General features: G+C 72.5%; 19 protein-coding genes. 12 read left to right on the forward strand and 7 right to left on the reverse strand.

From position 1 onward, the window contains the following. Positions 1–118: 118 nt before the first annotated feature. Entirely contained in the window at positions 119–1,621 is a 1,503-nt protein-coding gene (locus tag B1205_RS28575; RefSeq protein ID WP_089158433.1) for an aldehyde dehydrogenase family protein, read from the reverse strand. Positions 1,622–1,871: 250 nt separating this feature from the next. Between B1205_RS28575 and B1205_RS28580 the strand changes: the two genes are divergently transcribed. The 7 genes from B1205_RS28580 to B1205_RS28610 all read left to right on the forward strand — a co-directional run bounded on the left by B1205_RS28580 (position 1,872) and on the right by B1205_RS28610 (position 8,391). Further along, positions 1,872–2,297, forward strand: coding sequence for an FHA domain-containing protein (locus B1205_RS28580; protein WP_254910286.1), 426 nt, complete (start codon positions 1,872–1,874; stop codon positions 2,295–2,297). Between the two features lie 135 nt (positions 2,298–2,432). Then, positions 2,433–3,497 (forward strand): alpha/beta hydrolase, encoded by a 1,065-nt coding sequence (locus B1205_RS28585; protein ID WP_089158435.1) that lies wholly within the window; start codon positions 2,433–2,435, stop codon positions 3,495–3,497. A gap of 122 nt (positions 3,498–3,619) precedes the next feature. After that, positions 3,620–5,410, forward strand: coding sequence for a 3-hydroxyacyl-CoA dehydrogenase family protein (locus B1205_RS28590; RefSeq protein ID WP_089158436.1), 1,791 nt, complete (start codon positions 3,620–3,622; stop codon positions 5,408–5,410). 41 nt (positions 5,411–5,451) lie between these two features. Continuing rightward, positions 5,452–5,946, forward strand: coding sequence for a SigE family RNA polymerase sigma factor (locus B1205_RS28595; RefSeq protein ID WP_089158437.1), 495 nt, complete (start codon positions 5,452–5,454; stop codon positions 5,944–5,946). Further along, entirely contained in the window at positions 5,943–7,016 is a 1,074-nt protein-coding gene (locus B1205_RS28600; RefSeq protein WP_089158438.1) for a hypothetical protein, read from the forward strand. Before B1205_RS28595 ends, B1205_RS28600 begins: the two co-directional genes overlap by 4 nt. Positions 7,017–7,188: 172 nt before the next feature. Continuing rightward, positions 7,189–7,515, forward strand: a complete 327-nt coding sequence (locus tag B1205_RS28605; protein WP_089158439.1) for a hypothetical protein — start codon at positions 7,189–7,191, stop codon at positions 7,513–7,515. A gap of 66 nt (positions 7,516–7,581) precedes the next feature. After that, positions 7,582–8,391 carry an alpha/beta hydrolase gene (locus tag B1205_RS28610; RefSeq protein WP_089158468.1) on the forward strand — a complete coding sequence of 270 codons (810 nt, stop codon included), beginning with the start codon at positions 7,582–7,584 and terminating at the stop codon, positions 8,389–8,391. A 4-nt stretch (positions 8,392–8,395) separates the two neighbouring features. Here the strand turns inward: B1205_RS28610 and B1205_RS28615 are convergent, their stop codons facing one another. The 5 genes from B1205_RS28615 to mce all read right to left on the reverse strand — a co-directional run bounded on the left by B1205_RS28615 (position 8,396) and on the right by mce (position 15,747). Then, positions 8,396–9,505, reverse strand: a complete 1,110-nt coding sequence (locus B1205_RS28615; protein ID WP_441338592.1) for an AI-2E family transporter — start codon at positions 9,503–9,505, stop codon at positions 8,396–8,398. 324 nt (positions 9,506–9,829) lie between these two features. Then, positions 9,830–11,986, reverse strand: coding sequence for a hypothetical protein (locus B1205_RS28620; protein ID WP_089158440.1), 2,157 nt, complete (start codon positions 11,984–11,986; stop codon positions 9,830–9,832). Between the two features lie 128 nt (positions 11,987–12,114). After that, on the reverse strand, positions 12,115–13,368 hold the full coding sequence (locus B1205_RS28625; protein ID WP_089158441.1) for a DivIVA domain-containing protein: 1,254 nt from the start codon (positions 13,366–13,368) through the stop codon (positions 12,115–12,117). A gap of 264 nt (positions 13,369–13,632) precedes the next feature. Beyond that, entirely contained in the window at positions 13,633–14,988 is a 1,356-nt protein-coding gene (gene ccrA, locus B1205_RS28630; protein ID WP_089158470.1) for a crotonyl-CoA carboxylase/reductase, read from the reverse strand. A gap of 294 nt (positions 14,989–15,282) precedes the next feature. Continuing rightward, positions 15,283–15,747, reverse strand: a complete 465-nt coding sequence (mce, locus tag B1205_RS28635) for a methylmalonyl-CoA epimerase (RefSeq protein ID WP_089158442.1) — start codon at positions 15,745–15,747, stop codon at positions 15,283–15,285. Positions 15,748–15,808: 61 nt separating this feature from the next. Between mce and B1205_RS28640 the strand changes: the two genes are divergently transcribed. The 3 genes from B1205_RS28640 to B1205_RS28650 all read left to right on the forward strand — a co-directional run bounded on the left by B1205_RS28640 (position 15,809) and on the right by B1205_RS28650 (position 18,564). Continuing rightward, positions 15,809–17,008 (forward strand): acetyl-CoA C-acetyltransferase, encoded by a 1,200-nt coding sequence (locus B1205_RS28640; protein WP_089158443.1) that lies wholly within the window; start codon positions 15,809–15,811, stop codon positions 17,006–17,008. A gap of 5 nt (positions 17,009–17,013) precedes the next feature. Next, a complete protein-coding gene (gene meaB, locus B1205_RS28645) occupies positions 17,014–17,997 on the forward strand; it encodes a methylmalonyl Co-A mutase-associated GTPase MeaB (protein ID WP_176308860.1) in 984 nt (327 codons plus the stop codon). A 153-nt stretch (positions 17,998–18,150) separates the two neighbouring features. Then, positions 18,151–18,564: an Asp23/Gls24 family envelope stress response protein gene (locus B1205_RS28650; protein WP_089158445.1), complete on the forward strand. Its 414-nt coding sequence runs from the start codon at positions 18,151–18,153 to the stop codon at positions 18,562–18,564. 605 nt (positions 18,565–19,169) lie between these two features. Here the strand turns inward: B1205_RS28650 and B1205_RS28655 are convergent. Then, positions 19,170–19,550: a GntR family transcriptional regulator gene (locus tag B1205_RS28655; RefSeq protein WP_254910287.1), complete on the reverse strand. Its 381-nt coding sequence runs from the start codon at positions 19,548–19,550 to the stop codon at positions 19,170–19,172. 255 nt (positions 19,551–19,805) lie between these two features. Between B1205_RS28655 and B1205_RS28660 the strand changes: the two genes are divergently transcribed. Both B1205_RS28660 and B1205_RS28665 read left to right on the forward strand, forming a co-directional pair. Beyond that, complete coding sequence (locus B1205_RS28660; protein ID WP_089158471.1) at positions 19,806–20,069, forward strand: hypothetical protein; 264 nt, start codon at positions 19,806–19,808, stop codon at positions 20,067–20,069. Positions 20,070–20,134: 65 nt separating this feature from the next. Then, on the forward strand, positions 20,135–21,823 hold the full coding sequence (locus tag B1205_RS28665) for an acyl-CoA mutase large subunit family protein (protein ID WP_089158447.1): 1,689 nt from the start codon (positions 20,135–20,137) through the stop codon (positions 21,821–21,823). Positions 21,824–21,857: the final 34 nt, after the last annotated feature.

Raw genomic sequence — 21,857 nt, forward strand, 5'->3', positions numbered from 1 at the left:
GACGACCGGCGGCGTTGCGGTTCCGCCCGGATACGACACCGGTATCCGGACGAACCCGCGCCTTGCCGGATCGCCGCCCGGACTCCGCCTCGGCTCGACCGCCCCCACGANACAGGCCCTAGCGCTTCCGGCCGTACAGCAGCTTGGCGACCTTGACCAGGCGCGCGACGTCGGCCGGCGTGCGCTCGAAGGTCATGGCCGGCAGCAGCGAACGCGCCCGGCGGCGGGTGACCGACTTGGGGCGGCCGAACTCGCGCAGCCCGTCCTCGCCGTGGATCCGGCCGAAGCCGGACTCGCCGGTGCCGCCGAACGGCAGCGTCGACATGCCGGCGAAGGTCAGCGCCGAGTTGACCGAGGCCATCCCGGAGCGCAGCCGCCGCGCCACGGCCACCGCCCGCGCCCGGCCGAAGACCGAACCCCCGAGACCGTACGGCAGCGCGTTGGCGCGCTCGACGGCCTCGTCCACGTCGCGGACCCGGTTGACGGTCAGCGTCGGGCCGAACGTCTCCTCGCGTACGGCGGCCGAATCCTCGGGCACGTCGACCAGCACGGTCGGGTGCACGTACGGCGGCTGGACCGCCTCCGGGCCGCCGAGCACCGCCCGGCCGCCCCGGGCCACCGCGTCCTCGATGTGCCGGCGGATCACGTCGACCTGGGACGGCATGGTGATCGGCCCGAGGTCGGTCCCGTCGGCGCCCACGGTCAGCCGGCCCGCCTTCGCCACCACCTTCTCGACGAACGCGTCGAAGATCGGGTCGACCGCGTAGACCCGCTCGATGCCGATGCAGGTCTGGCCGGCGTTGGTCAGCCCGCCCCACACGGCGGCGTCGGCGGCGGCGTCCAGGTCGGCGTCCGCGTCCACGATCATCGCGTCCTTGCCGCCGGCCTCCAGCAGCACCGGGGTGAGCGTCTCGGCGCAGGCCGCCATCACCTTCCGCGCGGTGGCGGTCGAGCCGGTGAACGCCACCTTCGCCACCCCGGAGCGGCACAGCGCCGCGCCGACGTCGCCGAGGCCGTGCACCGCCTGGAGCACCGGCTGTTCCGGCACCACCTCGGCGAACCGGTCGACCAGCCACTGGCCCACGGCCGGGGTGTACTCGCTCGGCTTGAACACCACCGCGTTGCCGGCGGCCAGCGCGTACGCGACGGAGCCGATCGGCGTGAGGACCGGGTAGTTCCACGGGCCGATCACGCCGACCACCCCGTACGGCTGGTATTCCAGGTGCGCGGTGAACTCGGCCAGGACCAGCCGGGAGCGGACGCGCCGTGGCCCGAGCACCCGCCGGGCGTTGCGGGCGGCCCAGTCGACGTGCTCCAGCGCGGTGAGGATCTCCACCACGCCGTCGCCGACCGGCTTGCCGCCCTCGGTGTGCATCAGGTCGGCCAGCTCCTCGATCCGCCGGGCGAGCACGCCGCGCCAGCGCACGAGCCGACCCCGCCGACCGGCGAAGCCGAGCCCGGCCCACCAGTCGGCGGCGGCGCGGGCCCGGTCGACGGCGGCCCGCACGTCCGCCTCGGTCGCCACCGGCAGCCGCCCGGCCTCCGCGCCGGTCGCCGGGCTGGTCGACACCAATCGACCGTCGGAGATGAGCGGGGCGCCGGGGACATGCACAGCGGTCATGGGCGCAGTCTAGACCCGAATATTACTCACGGGTAGGTGTCGGATGCCCCCTGCGCTGCCCGGACCGACGCCCATCACATCGACAACCATGCGTCCGCCTGAGCCGTCCGAATGGCGAATGCGAGGTGGCCGGCCGGGGTCGTACGGGTGACCGGGCGGGGGTGGGAGCCACTACGGTGAGATGGCAGGCTGGCGCCGTGGGGCGATGTGGGGTGGAGGTCTACGGTCCATGGAGGAACATCCTGAGTTGATGCCGTTGCTGACGGTGTCCGGTGGGGCGATGCGGGGGCTCAGTTTCCGGGTCGGTCGGGGCATGCAGGTGATCGGCCGGGCGCCGAACGCCGACATCGTGCTCGTCGATCCGCACCTGAGCCGACGGCACGCCACCGTCCGGGCCACCCCCGAGGGGGTGCTGCTCACCGACCTCGGCTCGACCAACGGCACCTGGCTCAACGACACGCGGATCACCGGCAGCGTGCCGGTCGCCGATGGCGACGTGATCCGGCTCGGCCGCACCGACCTTCGCCTCTACGACCCGGGCGTGGCCCGCACCGACCCGGTCGGGATGAACTTCGGCGCTCCCCGCCGTGACCAGCGTCCCACCCTGCCGCTGCCGGTCCCGGCCCCGCGGCAGCCGATCGAGGCTCGCGAGCCGCAGCCCGCCGACGCCCGCTAGGCCCCGCTCNCGCCCCCGGGACTCGGTTGATCATGAAGTTGGCGGCGAGAAATCCAAGGCGGAACGCCGCCAACTTCATGATCGACGGGGGGACGCGAGTGGGTGGGGGGTGGGGCGGTGTGTCAGCATGCGCGGATGGGTAGCGCGCGGTGGATGGTTCGGGCCAACGGGATCACCCAGGGGGTTCGGGTGGCTGGGCCGCCCGATGGTGTGCCGGTGTTGCTGGTGCACGGCAATGTCTCGTCGTCGGCGTTCTGGGAGCCCCTGCTGCCCCGGCTGCCGGGGACGCTCCGGGTGGTCGCGCCCGACCTGCGCGGATACGGCGAGACCGACACCGTGCCGGTGGACGCGACCCGGGGCCTCGGCGACTTCGCCGACGACGTGGCAGCCCTGCTCGACGCCTCGGGGCTGTTCGCCCCGGGCGCTCGGCCGGTGGTGGTCGGGCACTCGCTCGGCGGCGGGGTGGCGATGCGGCTGCTGGTCGACCATCCGGAGCGGGTGGCCGCGCTGCTGCTGGCGGCACCGGTCTCCCCGTACGGCTTCGGTGGCACCCGCGACCTCGACGGCACCCCCACCACGCCCGACTTCGCCGGCACCGGGGCGGGCGGCGCGAACCCGGACTTCGTGGCCCGACTCACCGCCGGCGACCGGAGCGCCGACGGCCCGACCAGCCCGCGAGCCGTGCTGCGCGCCGCCTATGTGGCCGACCCGGCGTCGCTCGGCGGCGACGAGGACCTGCTGGTGGAGAGCATGCTGACCACCGCCACCGGTGACGACAACTACCCGGGCACCGCGGTCGCCTCGGCCCACTGGCCGGGCACCGCCGCCGGGCCGCGCGGCGTGCTCAACGCGCTGGCCCCGGCCCACTTCCGGCTCGCCGACGAGTTGGTCGCCGCGCCGGTCAAGCCGCCGGTGACCTGGGTACGCGGCGACGCCGACGTGATCGTCTCGGACACCTCGCTGTTCGACCTGGCGTACCTCGGTCAGCTCGGCATCGTGCCCGGCTGGCCCGGGGCGGATGAGTGCCCGCCGCAGCCGATGATCGGCCAGACCCGCGCGGTGCTGGACCGGTACGCGGCGGCCGGCGGAGCGTACCGGGAGGTGGTGCTGCCCGGCTGCGGGCACAGCCCGCACCTGGAACGGCCGGCCGAGTTCGTCGCCGAGCTGCTGGCGCTGGCCGGGGTGCCCACGCCCGGTTGAGACACGGTGCGTGAAATATCCCACCGCTTCTCGACAACGCGGCGTCCCGTGGCAGACTCCGGCGCATAACCTTAGCGGCCGTTCATGTCGCGGCGGCGGGGTCGAACCAGGGGAGGCCGGTCGTGGCGCGCGAGTTCACCAGGGTGGGCGTGGTGGGTCTGGGCACCATGGGTGCCGGCATCGTCGAGGTGTTCGCCCGCAACGGCCTCGACGTGACCGCCGTGGAGATCTCCGACGCCGCGTTGGAGCGGGGCCGGGTCACGCTGACCGGCTCCACCGACCGTGCCGTGGCCAAGGGCAAGCTCGCCGAGGCCGACCGGGACGCCCTGATGGCGCGGGTCGACTTCCGGGTCGGGCTGGACGCGCTGCACGACGTGGACCTGGTGATCGAGGCGGTGCCCGAGCACCTGGACCTGAAGCAGCGGATCTTCGCCGAGCTGGACCGGGTCTGCAAGCCCGAGGCGATCCTGGCGACCAACACGTCGTCGCTGAGCGTCACCGAGATCTCCGTGGCCACCACCCGGCCGAACCAGGTCATCGGCATCCACTTCTTCAACCCGGCCCCGGTGATGAAGCTGGTCGAGGTGGTCCGCACGGTGGTCACCTCCGCCGACGTGGTCGCCGACGTGGAGGCGCTCTGCGCGCGACTCGGCAAGGTCGACGTGACGATCAGCGACCGGGCCGGCTTCATCGCCAACGCGCTGCTGTTCGGCTACCTGAACCACGCGGTCGGCATGTTCGAGGCCCGCTACGCCACCCGCGAGGACATCGACGCCGCCATGAAACTCGGCTGCGGCCTGCCCATGGGTCCGCTGGCGCTGATGGACCTGATCGGCCTGGACACCGCGTACGAGATCCTGGACACCATGTACCGGCGCGGTGGCCGGGACCGCCGGCACGCCCCGGCCCCGCTGCTCAAGCAGATGGTCACCGCCGGGCTGCTGGGCCGGAAGTCCGGCCGTGGCTTCTACACCTACGAGCGGCCGGGCTCACCGAAGGTCGTACCCGACGAGCAGACGCCGACGACCACGGACGTCGACCTTCGCGACGGCGCCCGCGCCATCGCGAAGGTCGGCGTGGTCGGCTCCGGGACCATGGCCACCGGCATCATCGAGGTCTTCGCGAAGGCCGGGTACGAGGTCGTCTCGGTGACCCGGGGTGCGGAGAAGTCCGCCACCGTCTGCGAGGCGGTCAAGACCTCGCTCAACAAGGGCGTGGTGCGGGGTAAGCTCGCCGAGACCGACCGGGACGCGGCGCTGGGCCGGGTCACCTGGTCCGCCACGCTGGAGCACCTCGCCGACGTGGACCTGGTGGTCGAGGCCGTGGTCGAGGAGTTGAGCGTCAAGAAGGCGCTGTTCGCCAGCCTGGACGAGATCTGCAAGCCGGGCGTGGTGCTCGCCACCACCACCTCGTCGCTGCCGGTGATCGACGTGGCGATGGCCACCCAGCGCCCGGCCGACGTGCTCGGCCTGCACTTCTTCAACCCGGCACCGGTCATGCCGCTGGTCGAGATCGTGCGGACCATCCGCACCTCCGCCGAGACGTCGGCGACCGGCCGCGCGGTCTGCGCCGCGCTGGGCAAGACCGGTGTGGTCTGCGCCGACCGGTCCGGTTTCATCGTCAACGCGCTGCTCTTCCCCTACCTGAACGACGCGGTGAAGATGCTGGAGGCCAGCTACTCCACCGCCGACGACATCGACCACGCGATGAAGCTCGGCTGTGGCTACCCGATGGGCCCGTTCGAGCTGCTCGACGTGGTCGGCTTGGACGTCTCACTGGCCATCCAGCGCGAGCTGTACCTCGAACTGCGCGAGCCCGGGTTCGCCCCGGCGCCGCTGCTGGAGCACCTGGTCACCGCCGGCTACCTGGGCCGCAAGACCGGACGCGGATTCCGCGACCACACCAATCGCTGAGTCGGGTCAACGCCCGGCGACGCCGACGGCGTCTTCCGGGCGTGACCTTCGAGGAGTACGTCGACAGCCGGGGCCCGGCCCTGTTGCGGCTGGCCCGGCTGCTGACCGGTGACACGCACCGCGCCGAGGACCTGACCCAGGACGTGCTGGCCCGCGCCTACGTGCACTGGCGGCGGATCTCCCGCGTGGACCGACCGGACGTGTACGTGCGGCGGATGCTCGTCAACGCCAACCACTCCTGGTGGCGGCGGCGCGTCAACCGCGAGTTGGCGGTGGACACGTTCGCCGAGCGGCCCGGACGGGGGGAACTCGACGGCGAGGCGGCCGACCGGGACGCGATGTGGCGGCTGATTCGCACCCTGCCCGACCGCCAGCGCGCCGTGCTCGTGCTGCGTTACTACGAGGACCTGGACGACACCACGATCGCCCAGATCCTCGACTGCTCCCCGGTCACCGTCCGCACCCATGCGATGCGGGCGCTCGCCCACCTCCGGGAACGCTGCGGCGTCCCGACGACCAAAGGGAGCCGGCCGTGACCGAACTCGACCAGCGGATCGCCTCGGTGCTGCGGGAGCAGGCCGAGGGGGAGATCGACACCGGGCGCCTGCTGCGCGGCTCCCGGGCGCTCGGCAGGCGCCGGCAGATGCGCCGCCGGGCCACCGCCGGCACCGCGCTCGCCCTGGTCGGCGTACTCGGCTTCGCCGGCGCGATCCGCGCGGACGTGGGTGGGTTGGCCGGGCGGATGCCCTGGACGACTGCGACGTTGACGGATGCCGCGCCGGTGCCACCGAAGGCCGACGGGGTGCCCGGGGCGCTCCGGCGTCCCGATCTGGTGGGCACCGATCCGCGGGTGCTGCACCTGGGCGTGGACACCGGCCGGGCCCGCTATCTGGGCTGGGCCGTCCACGTGTCGAGCCGGGTCGAGTCGGTTCGCCTGAGCGTCGGCGGCGGACAACCGGTCCTGGTGGAGGTGAGCCCGAACGCCCGGAGTCTCACCGACGCCGGGGTCGAGGGCTTTCCGACGGATGCGGTCGCGGGACCGTTGGCCTTCGACGGGGCGGTGCTGCGGGTGGGCGGCACGACCGGTGGGCTGATCACGTCGTGGCAGCCGGCGTCCGGCCTGTACGCGCGGGCAGCCGTGCTCACGGGCGACGCGGCCATCTTGAACCGGGCCGTTGGTGCGGTGCGCTGGGACGAGGCCGGGCGGTGCGGCGCGCCGGTGCGGCTGACCACCTTGCCGGCGGACACGTCTCTGACGAGCTGCTCGGTCGACGCATCGGCCTTTCCGGACGGCCTCACGGTGCAGCTCACCCTCGTCCGCCAGCCGTCCTCGACCATGTGGACGAAACTGGTGTACGGGGCGCGGATGGGGAAGAACACGCACCGGAGCAATCGCGAGGTGGGTGGCCGTCCCGCCTACCTCTACCCGGACGGCACCCGGCTGGAACTGCTCGGCATTCCCGCCGGGCGGCTGACCGTCGACTTCGGCTGGCCGTCCCCGGGCGACGGTCCTGACCGGCCGGTGAACTTCACCGAGGCCGAGGCGGCGCGGGTACTTGCCGGAGCGGAGGTGGCGGACCCGAGCCGCCCGCTGACCTGGCCCTGATCTGTGTCCGAGCGCTATGACCGTGGGGCATTATTATGACTCAGGGGTATGGCGCGTCCCGCGGAGCCTACTCCTGTCGCCACTACCCTCCGTGACCAGAGCTGGCCACGGGCCCGGCCCGGAGCAGCCCGGGCCGGGCCCGGCTCGCCCGCGGGCCGTACGCTGGGGAATCGTGAGCCCCCGTCGCAACCGGCCCCGCCGGGACGAGACCGCCGCCGTGGACGCCGAACGCGCCCGCCACGGCGTGTCGACCGTGCAGCAGTGGCGCGACGGCGACTGGCAGGTGCGGGCGATCAGCGGCGGCGGGTCCGCCAAGACGTACCGTTGTCCCGGCTGTGACCAGGAGATCCGGCCGGGCGTGGCGCACCTGGTGGCCTGGCCGGCCGACGACCGGGGTGACCTGACCGACCGTCGGCACTGGCACAGCGGCTGCTGGCGGGCCCGGGACCGGCGCGGCCCCAACCTTCAGCGCGGCCGGAGCGCGCCCCGCTACGGCTGAGCGATCTGGATCACCCGCTCCGCGCCCCGGTGGGCGGCGGAACCGGTGACGCGGGACACTGGGACCGTGAGCACTCCGATTCGCGCGTCGTCGATCCTGCCCGGCCGCCGGGAGGACATCGAGCTGCACACCGCCGACGGGTTGACGCTGGTGGGCGAGTTGGCCCGGCCGGTGGAGCGCGAGCCGGTCGGCACCCTGGTCTGCCTACACCCGCTGCCCACCCACGGCGGGATGATGGACAGCCACGTCTTTCGCAAGGCGGCCTGGCGGCTGCCCGCGCTGGCCGACCTGGCCGTGCTCCGGTTCAACACCCGGGGCACCAGCAGCGTCCGCGGCACCAGCGAGGGGGCGTTCGACAACGCCGTCGGGGAGCGGTTCGACGTGGCCGCCGCGATCGAGTACGCCGAGTTCCACGAGCTGCCGAACATCTGGCTGGTCGGCTGGTCGTTCGGCACCGACCTGACCCTCAAGTACGGCTGCGACCCGGCGGTGGCCGGCGCGATCCTGCTCTCCCCGCCGCTGCGCTTCTGCGCTCCGGAGGACCTCGCGGTCTGGGCCTCCTCGGGCCGGCCGCTCACCGCCCTGGTCCCGGAGTTCGACGACTACCTGCGCCCCGAGGAGGCCCGGCAGCGGTTCGCCGCCGTGCCGCAGGCCGAGGTGGTCGGCGTGGACGGCGCCAAGCACCTCTGGGTCGGCGACGCGGAGAAGGTGCTCGACGAGATCGTCCGGCGGGTCGCCCCGGGCGTGGCGCTGCCGTTGCCGACCACCTGGGAGGGCCCGATGGAGACCGGTGACGTCAGCGCGTACGCGGACCGCACGGTGGCCGCCTTCGCCGACACCCCGGTGCCCGGTCCGGCCCAGCGGCGCGCCGAGTAGCGCCTCAACGCGAATCCTGCCGGGGCAGCACCACCTCGCGCAGGATGAGCTGCAACGCGGCCACCGTGGGGATGGCGATCAACGCGCCCACCACGCCCAGCAGCGACACCCCGAGCAGCGCGGCCAGCAGCGCCGCCACCTCGTTGACCGACACCGCCCGGCGCATGATCTTCGGATAGATCAGGTAGTTCTCCACCTGCTGGTAGACCACGAAGAAGACCAGGCAGGCGATCCCCACCGGCAGGTCGGTGGCGAGGCCGACGAGCGTCACCACCACCGCGCCCAGCGTCGCCCCGATCTGTGGGATCAGGTCGGTCACCGCCACCACCACGGCCAGGGCGAACGGGTACGGCAGGTCGACCACCAACGCGAACACGAACGTGCTCGCGCCGGCCAGCACCGCGATGGTCAACGCGCCGACCATGTACGCGCCGACCCGGGTCAGGATCTCGTCGCCGATCAGCCGTACCCGCTGCCGGCGGGAGCGCGGCACCAACGCGTACCCGAGGTCGCGCAGCCTGTTGAAGTAGGCCAGGAAGTAGATGGTCAGCACCAGCACGGTCAGCGTGCGGAAGATCGTGCCGAAGATCAGTTGCGCCCCGCCGAGCACGCCACCGAGCGCCCGCCCGATCGTGCCGGCGTCCGCCGCCGACTGGACCCGCTCCACCACGTCGTACCGGACCACCAGGTCGTTCACGGTGGGGTTGCGGCGCAGGTCCTCCACATAGCCGGGTAGCTGCTGGACGAACTGCCCGGACTGGGTCACCACCGGGGGCACCAGCGCCAGCAGCCCGCCGACGATCAGCAGCAGCACGGTCAACGTCACCGCCGCCACGGCCAGCCCGTGCGGCAGCCCCCAGCGGCGCAGCCGGACCACCGCCGGGTGCAGGCCGACCGCGAGGAAGAGCGCGATCACCACCAGGACCAGGATGCCGGCCGCGTTGCGCAGGCCCAGGAACACCGCGTACGCCAGCAGCACGCCGAGCGCCCCGGTGAACCCGACCAGGAAGGGGCTGCGCCGCAGCGGCCGCCCCGGCACGCCGAACCGTCCACTCGGCTCGAACTCACTCGGCTCGATCTCGTCCGGCGTGATCTCACCCGGTCCGGGCCCCACGCCGGTGCTGCCGACCCGGCTCGGCCCGATGCCGGCGTCCCCGGCGGGGGCGGTTTCGTCGTCGTCCGGGGCGGCGGATCCCTCCTGCGACACCCGTGCCTCCCCGGCTCCGCACCGCTGCGACCGACGGATCGGAGCAGCTTCGTGACCGGGCCGCGTCCGTCTGCGCCGCGGCCCCTGCCCCGCAGGTTAGCCGTCGCCCCGCGTGACGACCATCCCCGCGTCACTTCCCGCCGACCGGGCGGGCCGGCGCCGGTTCGGGGAAGTGGTGTGGTCCGAGGCGGCGGGATGTCGCCGCTTCGCCGAACTGGTGGGGGGCGGGGGTCAGTCCTTGTCGACGGTTACCGTGCTGGGCTTGGCGCTGCGCTCGTCGGTCGTGGGCTTGGTCGGGCGCTTGCCGTTCTCGCCGGTGCTGGTGATCTTCGTGGGGGTGGCGCCCCGGCCGCCCTCGCCCGGCACGGCGGCCACCGTCGGCTCACCGTCCACACCGGCGGCGGCGGGGGAGTCCATGGTGGTCACCGGCTCGGCGACCGGCTTCGCCGGCTCGTCGGCCGGCCGGCTTCCGCCCTTTGCCGGCTCACCGGCCGGCCGGCTTCCGCCCTTCTCTGGGCCGGTGCCGTTGACGGTCGGGGAGACGGTGCCCTTCGCCGCCACCGGCACCCCGCTGGCCGCCGGGACGTCGTCATCCGCCGGCACGCCGTTGCCCGCCGACACGCCGTCACCGGCCGGTCGGCCGCCGCGCGCCGTCGCCCCGTCACCCGCCGGGCGGGCGGAGGCGTTGACGCCGGCGGCGGCGGCGAGGTCGGCCGGGTCGACCGGGGTGGCCGAGATGCCGGCCGAGTCGGCGTCCCGCCGCAGGTCGGCAAGTCGCCGCTCAAGGTCGTCGGACTCCTGCCGGGACTTCCACGTCTCCGTGCGCAGGTCGGCCAGTTCCTGCTGCGCCTTGGCGATTTCCAGCATCACCCCGGCGAGCTGCTGCCGGCCGGCGGCCACCTCCTGCTGGGTGGCGGCGAGGTGCTGCTGGGTGGTGGCCAGGTGCTGCTGGGTCGTGGCCGCGTACTCCTCGAACTGGCGACGCGAGGCCGCGACGTGCTCGTCGGCCTTGCGGCGCTGCCCGGTGGCGTCCGCCTCGGCCCGGCGCAGCAGCTCGGCGGCCTCCAGCTCGGCCTGCTGGCGCATGGTGAGCGCGTCGGACTCGGCGGCCTCACGGATGCTCGCCGCGTTGCGCTCGATCTCGTCGCGGCGGGTGGTGTACGCCTGCTCCAGCTCCTGCTGCCGCCGGGTGTGCTGGTTGTCGAACTCGTCGCGCCGCTTGGCGAACTCCTGCTCGGCGGCGGCGCGGCGCTGGGCCAGCTCCTTCTCCGCCTTCTCCCGCTGCCCGGCCACCTCCTTCTCCACCCCGGCCCGCCAGGCGCCCAGCTCCTGCTGGGTCTGCGCGCGGGACTGCTGCACGTACGCCTCGGTCTCGGTGCGCATCCGCTGCACGTACGCCTCGACCTCGGCGCGGTTGCGCTTGCCGGCCTCGACGGCCTCGGTGGTGAGCCGGCTGGCCTCGGTGCGGGCTCGACCCCGGGCGGCCTTGGCGGCCTCCTCCGCGTCGTCGACGATCTTCTTGGCCTCGGCCAGCGCCTTGGCGTGGGTGGCCCGACCGGCCTCGGCGGCGGCATCGGTGAGCCGCTTGGCCTCCTGCTGGCCCTTGGCGTGGACCTCCTTGGCCGCCTCGCGCAGTTGGTTGGCCTCCTGCTGCGCCTTGGCCAGCGCCTCCTTGGCCGCCTCGCGCAGCCGGGCGGCCTCCTGCTGGGCCCGGGAGTGGATCTCCTTGGCGGTGTCCCGTAGCTGGGTGGCCTCCCGCTGGGCCTTGGCCAGCGCGTCCTGGGCGGTCTTGCGTAGCTTCTCGGCCTCGTCCTGCGCGGCCGTACGCAGCTTCGTGGACTCGTCCCGGGCGGCGGTGAGCAGCTTGGTGGACTCGTCCCGGGCGGCCTTCAGAGTGGCTTCCGCCTCGGCCTTGCGGGCCGCGGTGTGGCGTTCCTCCTCGACCCGGCGGGCGGCGAGGGCGATCTCGAAGTCCTTCAGGGCCTGCGCGGCCTGCTCCCGGGCCTCGTCGACGATGTGCTCGGCGGCCGCGCGTCGGGCCTCGATCTCCTCGTTGGCGGCGGCGAGGATGTCGTCGGCCTGCTCCTCGGCCATGGTGAGGATCTGCTCGACCCGCGGGCCGAGGTGCCGGAACGAGGCCCGGTCGACCGGCGCCACCTGCTTGCGGGCCACCGCGAGGTCACGCTGGAGCACCTCGACCTGGCCGGCCAGCTTGTGAATCTGTGTGTACGCCTGTTCCCGCTCACTCGTCAGCGCCGAGATCTCGTGCTCCGCGCGGGCGACGTAGCGGTCGACCTGCCGTTTCTCGTATCCCCGCAGGGCGGACTCGAAGCTGGGCTCCGTGGTCACATCCCCGCCGAGCGCGAACAGTTCCTCGCCGTGCGACATGCCCCCATCCTCACACGCATCCGCACCCTCGTGGCAAAACAGGCCGGAAAAGCATGACGGCGCGGGACGGCACCGGTCACCCGATACCGTCCCGCGCCGCGGCTCATGCCCCGTCAGCGGGTGATCGTTCAGCCGGCCGACTCGGCCGACACCTTCTGCCCGGAGGCGTCGGTCTTGGACGCCTCGGTCTTGTTGCCGCCCGCCGGCACGCCCGGCACGATGCCGGCCAGACCGGAGAGCATCTGCCCGAGCTGCGAGGTGACCGCGTCCTTCTGGCGGGTCAGGTCCTCCACCTCGCGGCGGGCCGCCTGGGTGGTCAGCTCGGCCTCGGTGCGGGCCTCGTTGAGCACCCGCTGCGCCTCGGCCCGCGCCTCGCTGAGGGTCTTGTCGGCCAGCGCCTTGGCCTTGTCGACCGTGTCGTTGGCGGTGCGCTCGGACTCGACCCGGCGGGCCTCGGCGCGCTGCTCGATCTCCTTGGCCCGCTCCTGGGCCGCCCGGGCCCGCTGCTCGGCCTCGTTGACCAGCTTCTGGGTCTGCGTGACCTGGGCGGCGTGTCGCGCCGACTCCTCGCGCTCGGCCTTCTCCCGCCGCTCGGCGAGCTGGAGCTCCAGGGCCTGGAGGTCCTTGTCGCGCTTGTCGCGCGCGTCGGTGAGCAGCTTGGTCGCCTCGGCCCGCTTCTCCTCGGCCTCCCGGGCGGCCTTGGCCCGCTGCTGGGTGATCTCCCGCTCGGCGGTGGCGCGCAGGGTGGCGACCTCACGCTCCACGGTCGACTTCAGCTCGGCCACCTCGTGCGCGGTGACCGTACGCAGCTGCTTGGTCTCCCGGTCGGCGTCGGCGCGCAGCGTGTCCGCCTCGCGGCGGGCCTGCACGCGGACCTCGGCGGCCTCCCGCTCGGCGGCGGTGCGGACGCTGCCGGCCTCGCGCTCGGCGGTGGCCTTCATGGCGGCCGCCTCGGCGCGTGCCTTGTCGGTGATCTCCCGCGCCTCGAGGCGGGCGGCGGAGAGGATGCCCTCCGACTCGCGCTTGGCCTCGTTGCGGTGGTCGTTGGCCTGCTCCTCGGCCAGCCGGAGGATCTGCTCGACCCGGGTGCCCAGGCCGGAGAGGGTCGGCCGGCTGTTCTCCTCGAGCTGCTTGTTGGTCTCGGTGAGCTTCTGCTCGAGCGCGGTCTGACGCTGCTCGGCCTGCCGCAGGCGGCGCTGCGCGTCGTTCATCCGCTGCTCGGCCTCGGCGCGGGCCTGCTCGGACTGGCTCAGCGCGGCACTCAGCCGGCCGATGAAGTCGTCGACCTGGTTGGTGTTGTATCCGCGCAGGCCAACGGTGAAATCGGGCTGTGAGTTCGCGTTATCGAAGAACGCAAGAGGGGAGGACTGCTGCTGGGGCATTGGGACATACTCGCAGACTCCCCAGGGTGGTTCGCAAGAGTGGTCGGCAGCTTTCGCGTCCTCTTTACATGGTCAACTCGGATGAGCGGTGGGGCCGGGCGTACCGCCGATCTTGGCAGGTCCCGGGCGGGACGGGCGTCGCGGGGCGGTGGTGGGAAAGGGCCGCGGGTCGGTGCCCGCGGCCCTTTGTCCGCACGACTGTCCGCACGCCAGTCGAATGGCGTCACGGTGGTGCCGGAAAGGCAATCCGGCGTCACCGTACGGTCAGTGACCGCGGAACCGGTTGATCGCGCTTTCGTGCCGGGCCCGCAGCTCGGTGTCCCGCACGCCGAGTCCGTCGACGGGCGCCAGGCAGCGCACGCCGACCTTGCCCTGGTGCGCGTTGCGGTGCACCTCGTACGCGGCCTGGCCGGTCTGCTCCAGCGGATAGGTCCTCGACACGGTCGGGTGCACCTTGCCGAGCGCGACGAGCCGGTTGGCCTGCCACGCCTCGTGGTAGTTGGCGAAGTGGCTGCCGACGATGCGCTTCAGGTGCATCCACAGGTACCGGTTGTCGTACTGGTGCAGGAAACCGCTGGTGGAGGCGCAGGTGACGATCGTGCCGCCCTTCTTGGCGACGTAGACGCTGGCGCCGAAGGTCTCCCGGCCCGGGTGCTCGAAGACGATGTCCGGGTCCTCGCCGCCGGTCAGCTCACGGATCCGTTCCCCGAGGCGACGCCACTCGCCCTGGTCCTGGGTCTGGTCGTCGGACCAGAACCGGAAACCCTCGGCGGTGCGGTCGATGACCAGCTCGGCGCCCATCTTCCGGCACAGCTCGGCCTTCTCCGGCGAGGAGACCACGCAGACCGGGATCGCGCCGCCGCCCAGCGCCATCTGGGTGGCGTAGCCGCCCAGGCCACCGGAGGCGCCCCAGATCAGCACCACGTCGCCCTGCTTCATGTTGGCACCGTGGTGCGAGACGAGCTGCCGGTAGGCGGTGGAGTTGACCAGCCCGGGGCTGGCCGCCTCCTCCCAGCTCAGGTGCCGAGGCTTCGGCATGAGCTGGTTGGCCTTGACCACGGTCAGCTCGGCCAGGCCGCCGAAGTTGGTCTCGAACCCCCAGATCCGCTGCTGCGGGTCGAGCATGGTGTCGTCGTGGCCGGCGGCGTCCTCCAACTCGACCGACAGGCAGTGCGCGACCACCTCGTCGCCCGCCTTCCACCGGGTCACCCCGGGACCGGTCCGCAGCACCACGCCGGCCGCGTCCGAGCCGACCACGTGGTACGGCAGGTCGTGCCGGCGGGTCAGGTCGGAGAGCTGCCCGTAGCGCTTGAGGAACCGGAACGTGGACATCGGCTCGAAGATGCTGGTCCACACCGTGTTGTAGTTGATCGCACTGGCCATCACCGCGACCAGCGCCTCGCCCGGGCCCAGCTCGGGGGTGGGCACCTCCTGGAGGTGCAGGGCCTTGCGTGGGTCCTTGTCCCGGGTGGCCATGCCCTCGAACATCCGGGTGTCCTCGGCGCGGACCACCACGCCCCGGTAGCTCCGCGGCACCGGCAGGGCGGCGAGGCCGGCAAGCTCCCGTTCGGGCTGCGTCGAGCCCTCCGCCGCCATGATCGCTTCGAGGATGTCCTGCACGGTGACCTCCCGTTCGTCCGCACCCACACCGGGGGCAGGGGTGCTGCCATCGTCGGCGTCGGTGCGACGGGACCACCATGTCGGCGATCGACACATCCGGCGCCGCCGCGCTCCGATGGGCCGGACGTTACTGAACGGTAGTTAGGGTGGGAAGTCCGCTGTGAAAAACTGCATCGGCCGATGCGTGGAGCTGTTCGTGGGAACGCGCCACCGCGCACGGCCACGCGCCCACATGCAAGGAGGGGCCCCTCGTCAACAGACGTCTGTTGACAAGGGGCCCCTCCTTGCGCCGGCTCAGGCGGGCTGGACCAGTTCGATCAGGACACCGCCGGCGTCCTTCGGGTGCACGAAGTTGACCCGCGAGTTCGACGTCCCGCGCCGAGGGGCGTCGTACAGCAGCCGTACGCCGCGCTCACGCAGCGCCGCGCACGCCACGTCGATGTCCGCCACGGTGTACGCCATCTGCTGGATGCCCGGCCCGCGCTTGTCCAGGAACTTACCGATGGTCGACTCCGGCGAGAGCGGGGCGAGCAACTGCACCATGCCGCCCTCGGCGTCCGGCCCGACCGCCAGCATCGCCTCGCGTACGCCCTGCTCGTCGTTCGTCTCGGTGTGCACGCACCGCATCCCGAAGGTGCGCTGGTAGAAGTCGATCGCGGCGTCCAGGTCCGCCACGGCGATCCCGACGTGGTCGATGCGGCGCAGGCCGATGTCTGTGACAAATTCGGCAGCGGGCTCGACGGAGGAGTTCTCAGCCATGGCGTTAGTCTGACCGAACAGTCGTTAAGGCGTACAGGTCGGCTCCCCTCGGAGGCAGGTAATGGCTTCGGTGATCGTCAGCGGCGCGCGGACCCCGATGGGCCGCCTGCTGGGCAACCTCAAGGACCTCCCCGCGACCAGGCTCGGCGGCATCGCGATCAAGGCCGCGCTGGAGCGTGCCGGCGTCGCCCCCGACCAGGTGCAATACGTCATCATGGGGCAGGTGCTCCAGGCCGGCGCCGGGCAGATCCCGGCCCGCCAGGCGGCCGTCGAGGCGGGCATCCCGATGTCCACCCCGGCGCTGACCATCAACAAGGTCTGCCTCTCCGGCCTGGACGCGATCGCGCTGGCCGACCAGCTCATCCGGGCCGGCGAGTTCGACGTCGTGGTGGCCGGCGGCATGGAGTCGATGACCAACGCCCCGCACCTGCTGCTCGGGCAGCGCGCCGGCTACAAGTACGGCGACGTGACGGTCAAGGACCACATGGCCCTCGACGGCCTCACCGACGCCTGGGACTGCTGCTCGATGGGCGAGTCCACCGAGCGGCACGGCGCGAAGCACGGCATCACCCGCGAGGAGCAGGACGCCTTCTCCGCCGCCAGCCACCAGCGCGCCGCCGCCGCCCAGAAGAACGGGCACTTCGCCGACGAGATCACCCCGGTGATCATCCCGCAGCGCAAGGGCGACCCGCTGGTGATCAGCGAGGACGAGGGCATCCGGCCGGACACCACCGCCGAGTCGCTGGGTCGGCTGCGTCCGGCCTTCACGAAGGACGGGACCATCACCGCCGGCAGCTCCTCGCCGATCTCCGACGGCGCCGCCGCCGTGGTCGTGATGAGCAAGGCCAAGGCGAAGGAGCTGGGGCTCACCTGGCTGGCCGAGGTCGGCGCGCACGGCAACGTGGCCGGGCCGGACAACTCCCTGCACTCGCAGCCGTCCAACGCCATCAACCACGCCCTGAAGAAGGGCGGCCTGAGCATCGACGACCTCGACCTCATCGAGATCAACGAGGCGTTCGCGGCGGTCGGCATCCAGTCCACCCGTGACCTCGGGATCAGCGCCGACAAGGTGAACGTCAACGGCGGCGCGATCGCCCTCGGGCACCCGATCGGCATGTCCGGCGCCCGGCTGGTGCTCACGCTGGCGATGGAGCTGAAGCGACGCGGCGGCGGCACCGGAGCGGCGGCCCTCTGCGGCGGCGGCGGGCAGGGCGACGCACTGATCATCCACGTGCCGACGGGCGACGAGTCCCTCGCGTGAGCGACGTGAACACCCACGCCACCGGCCCGGTGCGCCGTAGCCGGGACGTACCCCTGCTGGTCGAACGGGCCCGCGCGGGCGACCCCCGCGCGGTGGCCCGGCTGATCACCCTGGTCGAGTCCGGCGACGAGGTGCTGCCGAAGGTCGCGGCCGCGCTCGCGCCCTACGCCGGGCACGCCCAGGTGGTCGGCCTGACCGGTTCGCCGGGCGTGGGCAAGTCGACCACCACCAACGAGCTGGTACGCGCGTTGCGGGCGCGTGGTCACCGGGTCGGCGTGCTGGCCATCGACCCGTCCAGCCCGTTCACCGGCGGGGCGATCCTCGGCGACCGGGTCCGGATGCAGGACCACGCCACCGACCCCGGCGTCTACATCCGCTCCATGTCCAGCCGCGGCCACCTCGGCGGGCTCTCCGCCGCGACGCCCCAGGCGGTACGCGTGCTGGAGGGCGCCGGCTGCGACGTGGTGCTGGTGGAGACCGTCGGCGTCGGGCAGGCCGAGGTGGAGGTGGCCTCGCTCGCCGACACCACGCTGGTGCTGCTCGCCCCGGGCATGGGTGACGCGATCCAGGCGGTCAAGGCCGGCATCCTGGAGATCGCCGACGTCTTCGTGGTCAACAAGGCCGACCGGGACGGCGCCGACGCCACCGTCCGCGACATCCAGGGCATGATCGCGCTGGGCGAGCGCGGGCCGGGGGAGTGGCGCCCGCAGGTGGTGCGCTCGATCGCGGCCCGCGGCGAGGGCATCGACGACATCGCCGCCGCCATCGACAAGCACCGCGACTGGCTGGAGCGCCACGACGAGCTGCGCCGCCGTCGGGAGGCGCGGGCCGCCGCCGAGATCGAGGCCATCGCGCTGGGCGCGCTCCGCGCCCGCATCGGCTCACTGCGCGACGGTACGCAGCTCGCGACGCTCGCCGCCGAGGTGGCCAAGGGCGCCCTCGATCCGTACGCCGCAGCCGACGACCTCCTGGCGCAGCTCGGCACATGACCCCACCCCCAACCTCGTCGATCTTGCAGTTGTCGCCCTCGCATAGGGGGCAAAGGGGACAATCGGGGGGCCGCAAGTCCATGATCGACGGTCGGGGCATGGGCTTGTAGGCTCGCGGGGTTGGTTCTGGTGCGGGGAATTGGGGAGCGCGGCGTGGAGCACGAGGCGACGCAGGAGCTGTCGATCACCCCGGCGGCGACGGCGGGCGGGAGCACGGAGGTCGCGGACGAGGTGGTGGAGAAGATCGCGGTGGCCGCCGCGAAATCCGTCCCCGGCGTGGCCGAGCTGGGCGGTGACGTGGCCCGCTTCTTCAACGCCGTGCTCGACCGGGTCGGGCTGGACCAGGTCGGCGACGCCCGGCGCGGCTGTTCCGCCCACGTCACCAACGGCGCGGCGGTGGTCAACCTGGTCATCGTGATCGACGGCGGTCATCCGGTTCCCCAGGTCACCGACGGGGTGCGGGCCGCGGTCACGTCCGCCGTCGAGGCGTACGGCCTGCGCGTCGACGAGATCAACATCCGGGTGGACGACGTGGCCATCGGCGACCCCGGCGCACCTGTGCGCTGATAGTGGTGGGTCCCTGGCGCCTGCAAACTTGATGGCGCATGTGGATCGGCCGGACCCTGTCCACCTTCCCCGGCGCGGGCCGGCGGCGTGCACCGGCCTTCCTCGGCCGCTCACCGATGCCCAACGCCCCCGCCCCGGGCGCCGCAGACACCCATGGCGTTCCAGTCGTGGCTCTGCTTGGGCGTGGGTGGAACGGTATGNCAGGCACCCATGGCGTTCCAGTCGTGGCCCTTCTTGAGCTTGGGTGGAACGCCATGGGTGGGTGGTGCATCGCGGGGGACGCGGAAGGGCATCCATGCCTACCGGAGGCTGGGCGGCGGGCGCACTGTGTTGGGGCTCGGTCGCTTCCCGGCGTCCATCGACTCATTGGTCCCGAATCCGGCGGGCCGACTCTGGCCTCGGCGGCTCAGGCTGGCGATGATCGACACCGGTTCGCCGAAGTGGTGGTGTCGCGGGGATGGGGATACCACCGTTTCGGCGTAGTGCAGGGGCCGGTCGTCGGCAAGCGTTTCGGGGGAGTGGGGGCGGGTGCGAAGCGCTTCGGCGCCCTGCCGTCGAGCGGTGCCGACGTGCGACTGGGGACGACGTCGATGCTGGTCGGCTGGTCAGGCGTCCCGGGGGCGGATCAGCTCGACCTCGTCGCCGGGTAGCAGCTCCACGTCGCCCGTTGGGCCGTGGACTTCGAGGATCGGCACGCCCTCGTCGAGCTGCATCGTCCGGCGTTCGTTGCCGGTCGGCATCCGGGCGACGACCGAGCTGCCGGCCGCGAGTTCGACCCGCCGCCGCTGAGGCGCTTCCCGAACCCGGGTGCCGAAGGGCCGGCTGGTGGTGACCAGGCCCTCCGAGCGCAGCAGCGCGATCGCCATGCGAACGGCATCACGACCGATCTGATGTTCCTGGCTCAGCCGCGTCTCGCTGCCGATGCTCGCTCCGGCCGGGAGCGCGCCCGACTCGATCTGCTCCCGAATCAGATCGGCGAGCTGCACATAGATCGGCGTGTGCGAGCGGGNTATTGCAATGGACCATTGTTGCTACGTTGCCCTCTTGCTATGGTCGCGGTAGCGGGGCGTGCTCGGGCGGTTACCGGAACCCTTGACCGGTTCGAGTGCCCTGCTTGCTGAGTTGCCCTGGTGCCGTGCTGCGGAAAGGGTGCCGCGGTGGCAGGGCGGGTGGGTCCGCCCGTGCGCGGCGGGCGGGTGGACCCACCCTTCCACTCCACTCGACCCCGAGAGGTGAGCGCGGTGCGCGAACGCTTCGTCATCCGCCTGCCCGTCGTCGGCGGTGACCTGGCCGGGGCTGTCCGCCTGGCCCGGGTGGTGGCCCGCTGGTCGGGCGTGCTCGGCTCGGCCGACCCCGGCGAGACCACCGTGTCGGCCGAGGGCGAGCAGGGCGTACGCCATCGGGTCTTCTGTGATCTGCGGATGGACGGCGGCCGACGCTGCCTGCTCCGGGCCGACCACGACGGGCCCTGCTCCCGGGTTACCGGCCGGTACGCGCTTCCTTAGCGATCGTTCAGGGCGGCGTTCTACACTCGGTTTCCTGGGACCAGGATCGAGGAGGAGCGCCGCGCATGGACGCTGACGAGATCGCCGCCGGCCGGGCGCGCTGGCAGGCTCGCTACGACGCCGCCCGCAAGCGCGACGCGGACTTCACCACGCTCTCCGGCCTGCCGGTCGACCCGGTGTACGGCCCGCCGGAGGGGACGGCGTACCCGGGCTTCGAGCGGATCGGCTGGCCGGGCGAGTTCCCGTACACCCGGGGGTTGCACCCGACCGGCTATCGCGGACGGGCCTGGACCATCCGTCAGTTCGCCGGGTTCGGGAACGCGCGGCAGACGAACGAGCGGTACAAGATGATCCTCGGCGCCGGTGGTGGCGGGCTCTCCGTGGCCTTCGACATGCCGACGCTGATGGGGCGCGACTCGGACGACCCGCAGTCGCTCGGTGAGGTCGGGCACTGCGGCGTCGCCATCGACTCGGCCGCCGACATGGAGGTGCTGTTCGACGGCATCGACCTGGCCGGCGTCACCACCTCGATGACCATCTCCGGGCCGGCCGTGCCGGTCTTCTGCATGTACCTGGTGGCCGCCGAACGGCAGGGCGCCGACCTGTCCACGCTCGACGGGACGCTCCAGACGGACATCTTCAAGGAGTACATCGCGCAGAAGGAGTGGCTGTTCGACCCCGAGCCGCACCTGCGCCTGATCGGCGACCTGATGGAATACTGCGCCGCCGAGATCCCGCGCTACAAGCCGCTGTCGGTCTCCGGCTACCACATCCGCGAGGCCGGATCGACCGCCGCGCAGGAGCTGGCGTACACGCTGGCCGACGGGTTCGGGTACGTCGAGCTGGGCCTGTCGCGCGGGCTGGACGTCAACGTCTTCGCCCCCGGGCTGAGCTTCTTCTTCGACTCCCACGTGGACTTCTTCGAGGAGATCGCCAAGTTCCGGGCCGCCCGCCGGATCTGGGCCCGCTGGCTGCGCGACGTGTACGGCGCGACCAGCGAGAAGGCGCAGTGGCTGCGGTTCCACACCCAGACCGCCGGGGTGTCGCTGACCGCCCAGCAGCCGGTCAACAACGTGGTCCGGACCGCGGTCGAGGCGCTCGCGGCGGTGCTCGGCGGCACCAACTCGCTGCACACCAACGCGCTGGACGAGACGCTGGCGCTGCCCACCGACTCCTCCGCCGAGATCGCCCTGCGTACCCAGCAGGTGCTGATGGAGGAGACCGGGGTGACGAACGTGGCCGACCCGCTCGGCGGGGCCTGGTACGTCGAGGCGCTCACCGACCGGATCGAGGCCGAGGCGGAGGAGATCTTCGCCCGGATCCGGCAGCTCGGCGGCGACGGCCCGCACCGGATCGGCCCGATGACCTCGGGCATCCTGCGTGGCATCGAGGACGGCTGGTTCACCGGGCACATCGCCGAGTCGGCGTTCGTCTACCAGCAGGCGCTGGAGAAGGGCGAGAAGCGGATCGTCGGCGTCAACTGCCACACCGGCACGGTCGCCAAGGACCTGGAGATCCTGCGCATCTCGCACGAGGTGGAGTTGGAGCAGCGACGGGTGCTCGCGGAACGCAAGGCGGCCCGCGACGAGGCTGCGGTCACCGCCGCCGTACGCGCGATGGTGGAGGTCGCCCGGACCGACGGGAACATGATCCCGGCGATGCTGGACGCGGTGCGCGCCGAGGCCACGCTTGGCGAGATCTGCGACGCGTTGCGCGCCGAGTGGGGCGTCTACCGCGAGCCCGCCCGCTTCTGAGCAGGGGTGAGAGTCGCAACGTCGCCGTTGCGGG

It is taken from the genome of Micromonospora sp. NBS 11-29 (assembly GCF_002140155.1).
Taxonomy (GTDB): domain Bacteria; phylum Actinomycetota; class Actinomycetes; order Mycobacteriales; family Micromonosporaceae; genus Micromonospora.

What these genes read in the sequence shown, in the direction of transcription:
- B1205_RS28575 (WP_089158433.1), bottom strand. Translation starts at nt 1,621, where the DNA reads ATGACCGCTGTGCATGTCCCCGGCGCCCCGCTCATCTCCGACGGTCGA.
- B1205_RS28580 (WP_254910286.1), top strand. Translation starts at nt 1,872, where the DNA reads ATGCCGTTGCTGACGGTGTCCGGTGGGGCGATGCGGGGGCTCAGTTTC.
- B1205_RS28585 (WP_089158435.1), top strand. Translation starts at nt 2,433, where the DNA reads ATGGGTAGCGCGCGGTGGATGGTTCGGGCCAACGGGATCACCCAGGGG.
- B1205_RS28620 (WP_089158440.1), bottom strand. Translation starts at nt 11,986, where the DNA reads ATGTCGCACGGCGAGGAACTGTTCGCGCTCGGCGGGGATGTGACCACG.
- B1205_RS28625 (WP_089158441.1), bottom strand. Translation starts at nt 13,368, where the DNA reads ATGCCCCAGCAGCAGTCCTCCCCTCTTGCGTTCTTCGATAACGCGAAC.
- mce (WP_089158442.1), bottom strand. Translation starts at nt 15,747, where the DNA reads ATGGCTGAGAACTCCTCCGTCGAGCCCGCTGCCGAATTTGTCACAGAC.
- B1205_RS28640 (WP_089158443.1), top strand. Translation starts at nt 15,809, where the DNA reads ATGGCTTCGGTGATCGTCAGCGGCGCGCGGACCCCGATGGGCCGCCTG.
- B1205_RS28665 (WP_089158447.1), top strand. Translation starts at nt 20,135, where the DNA reads ATGGACGCTGACGAGATCGCCGCCGGCCGGGCGCGCTGGCAGGCTCGC.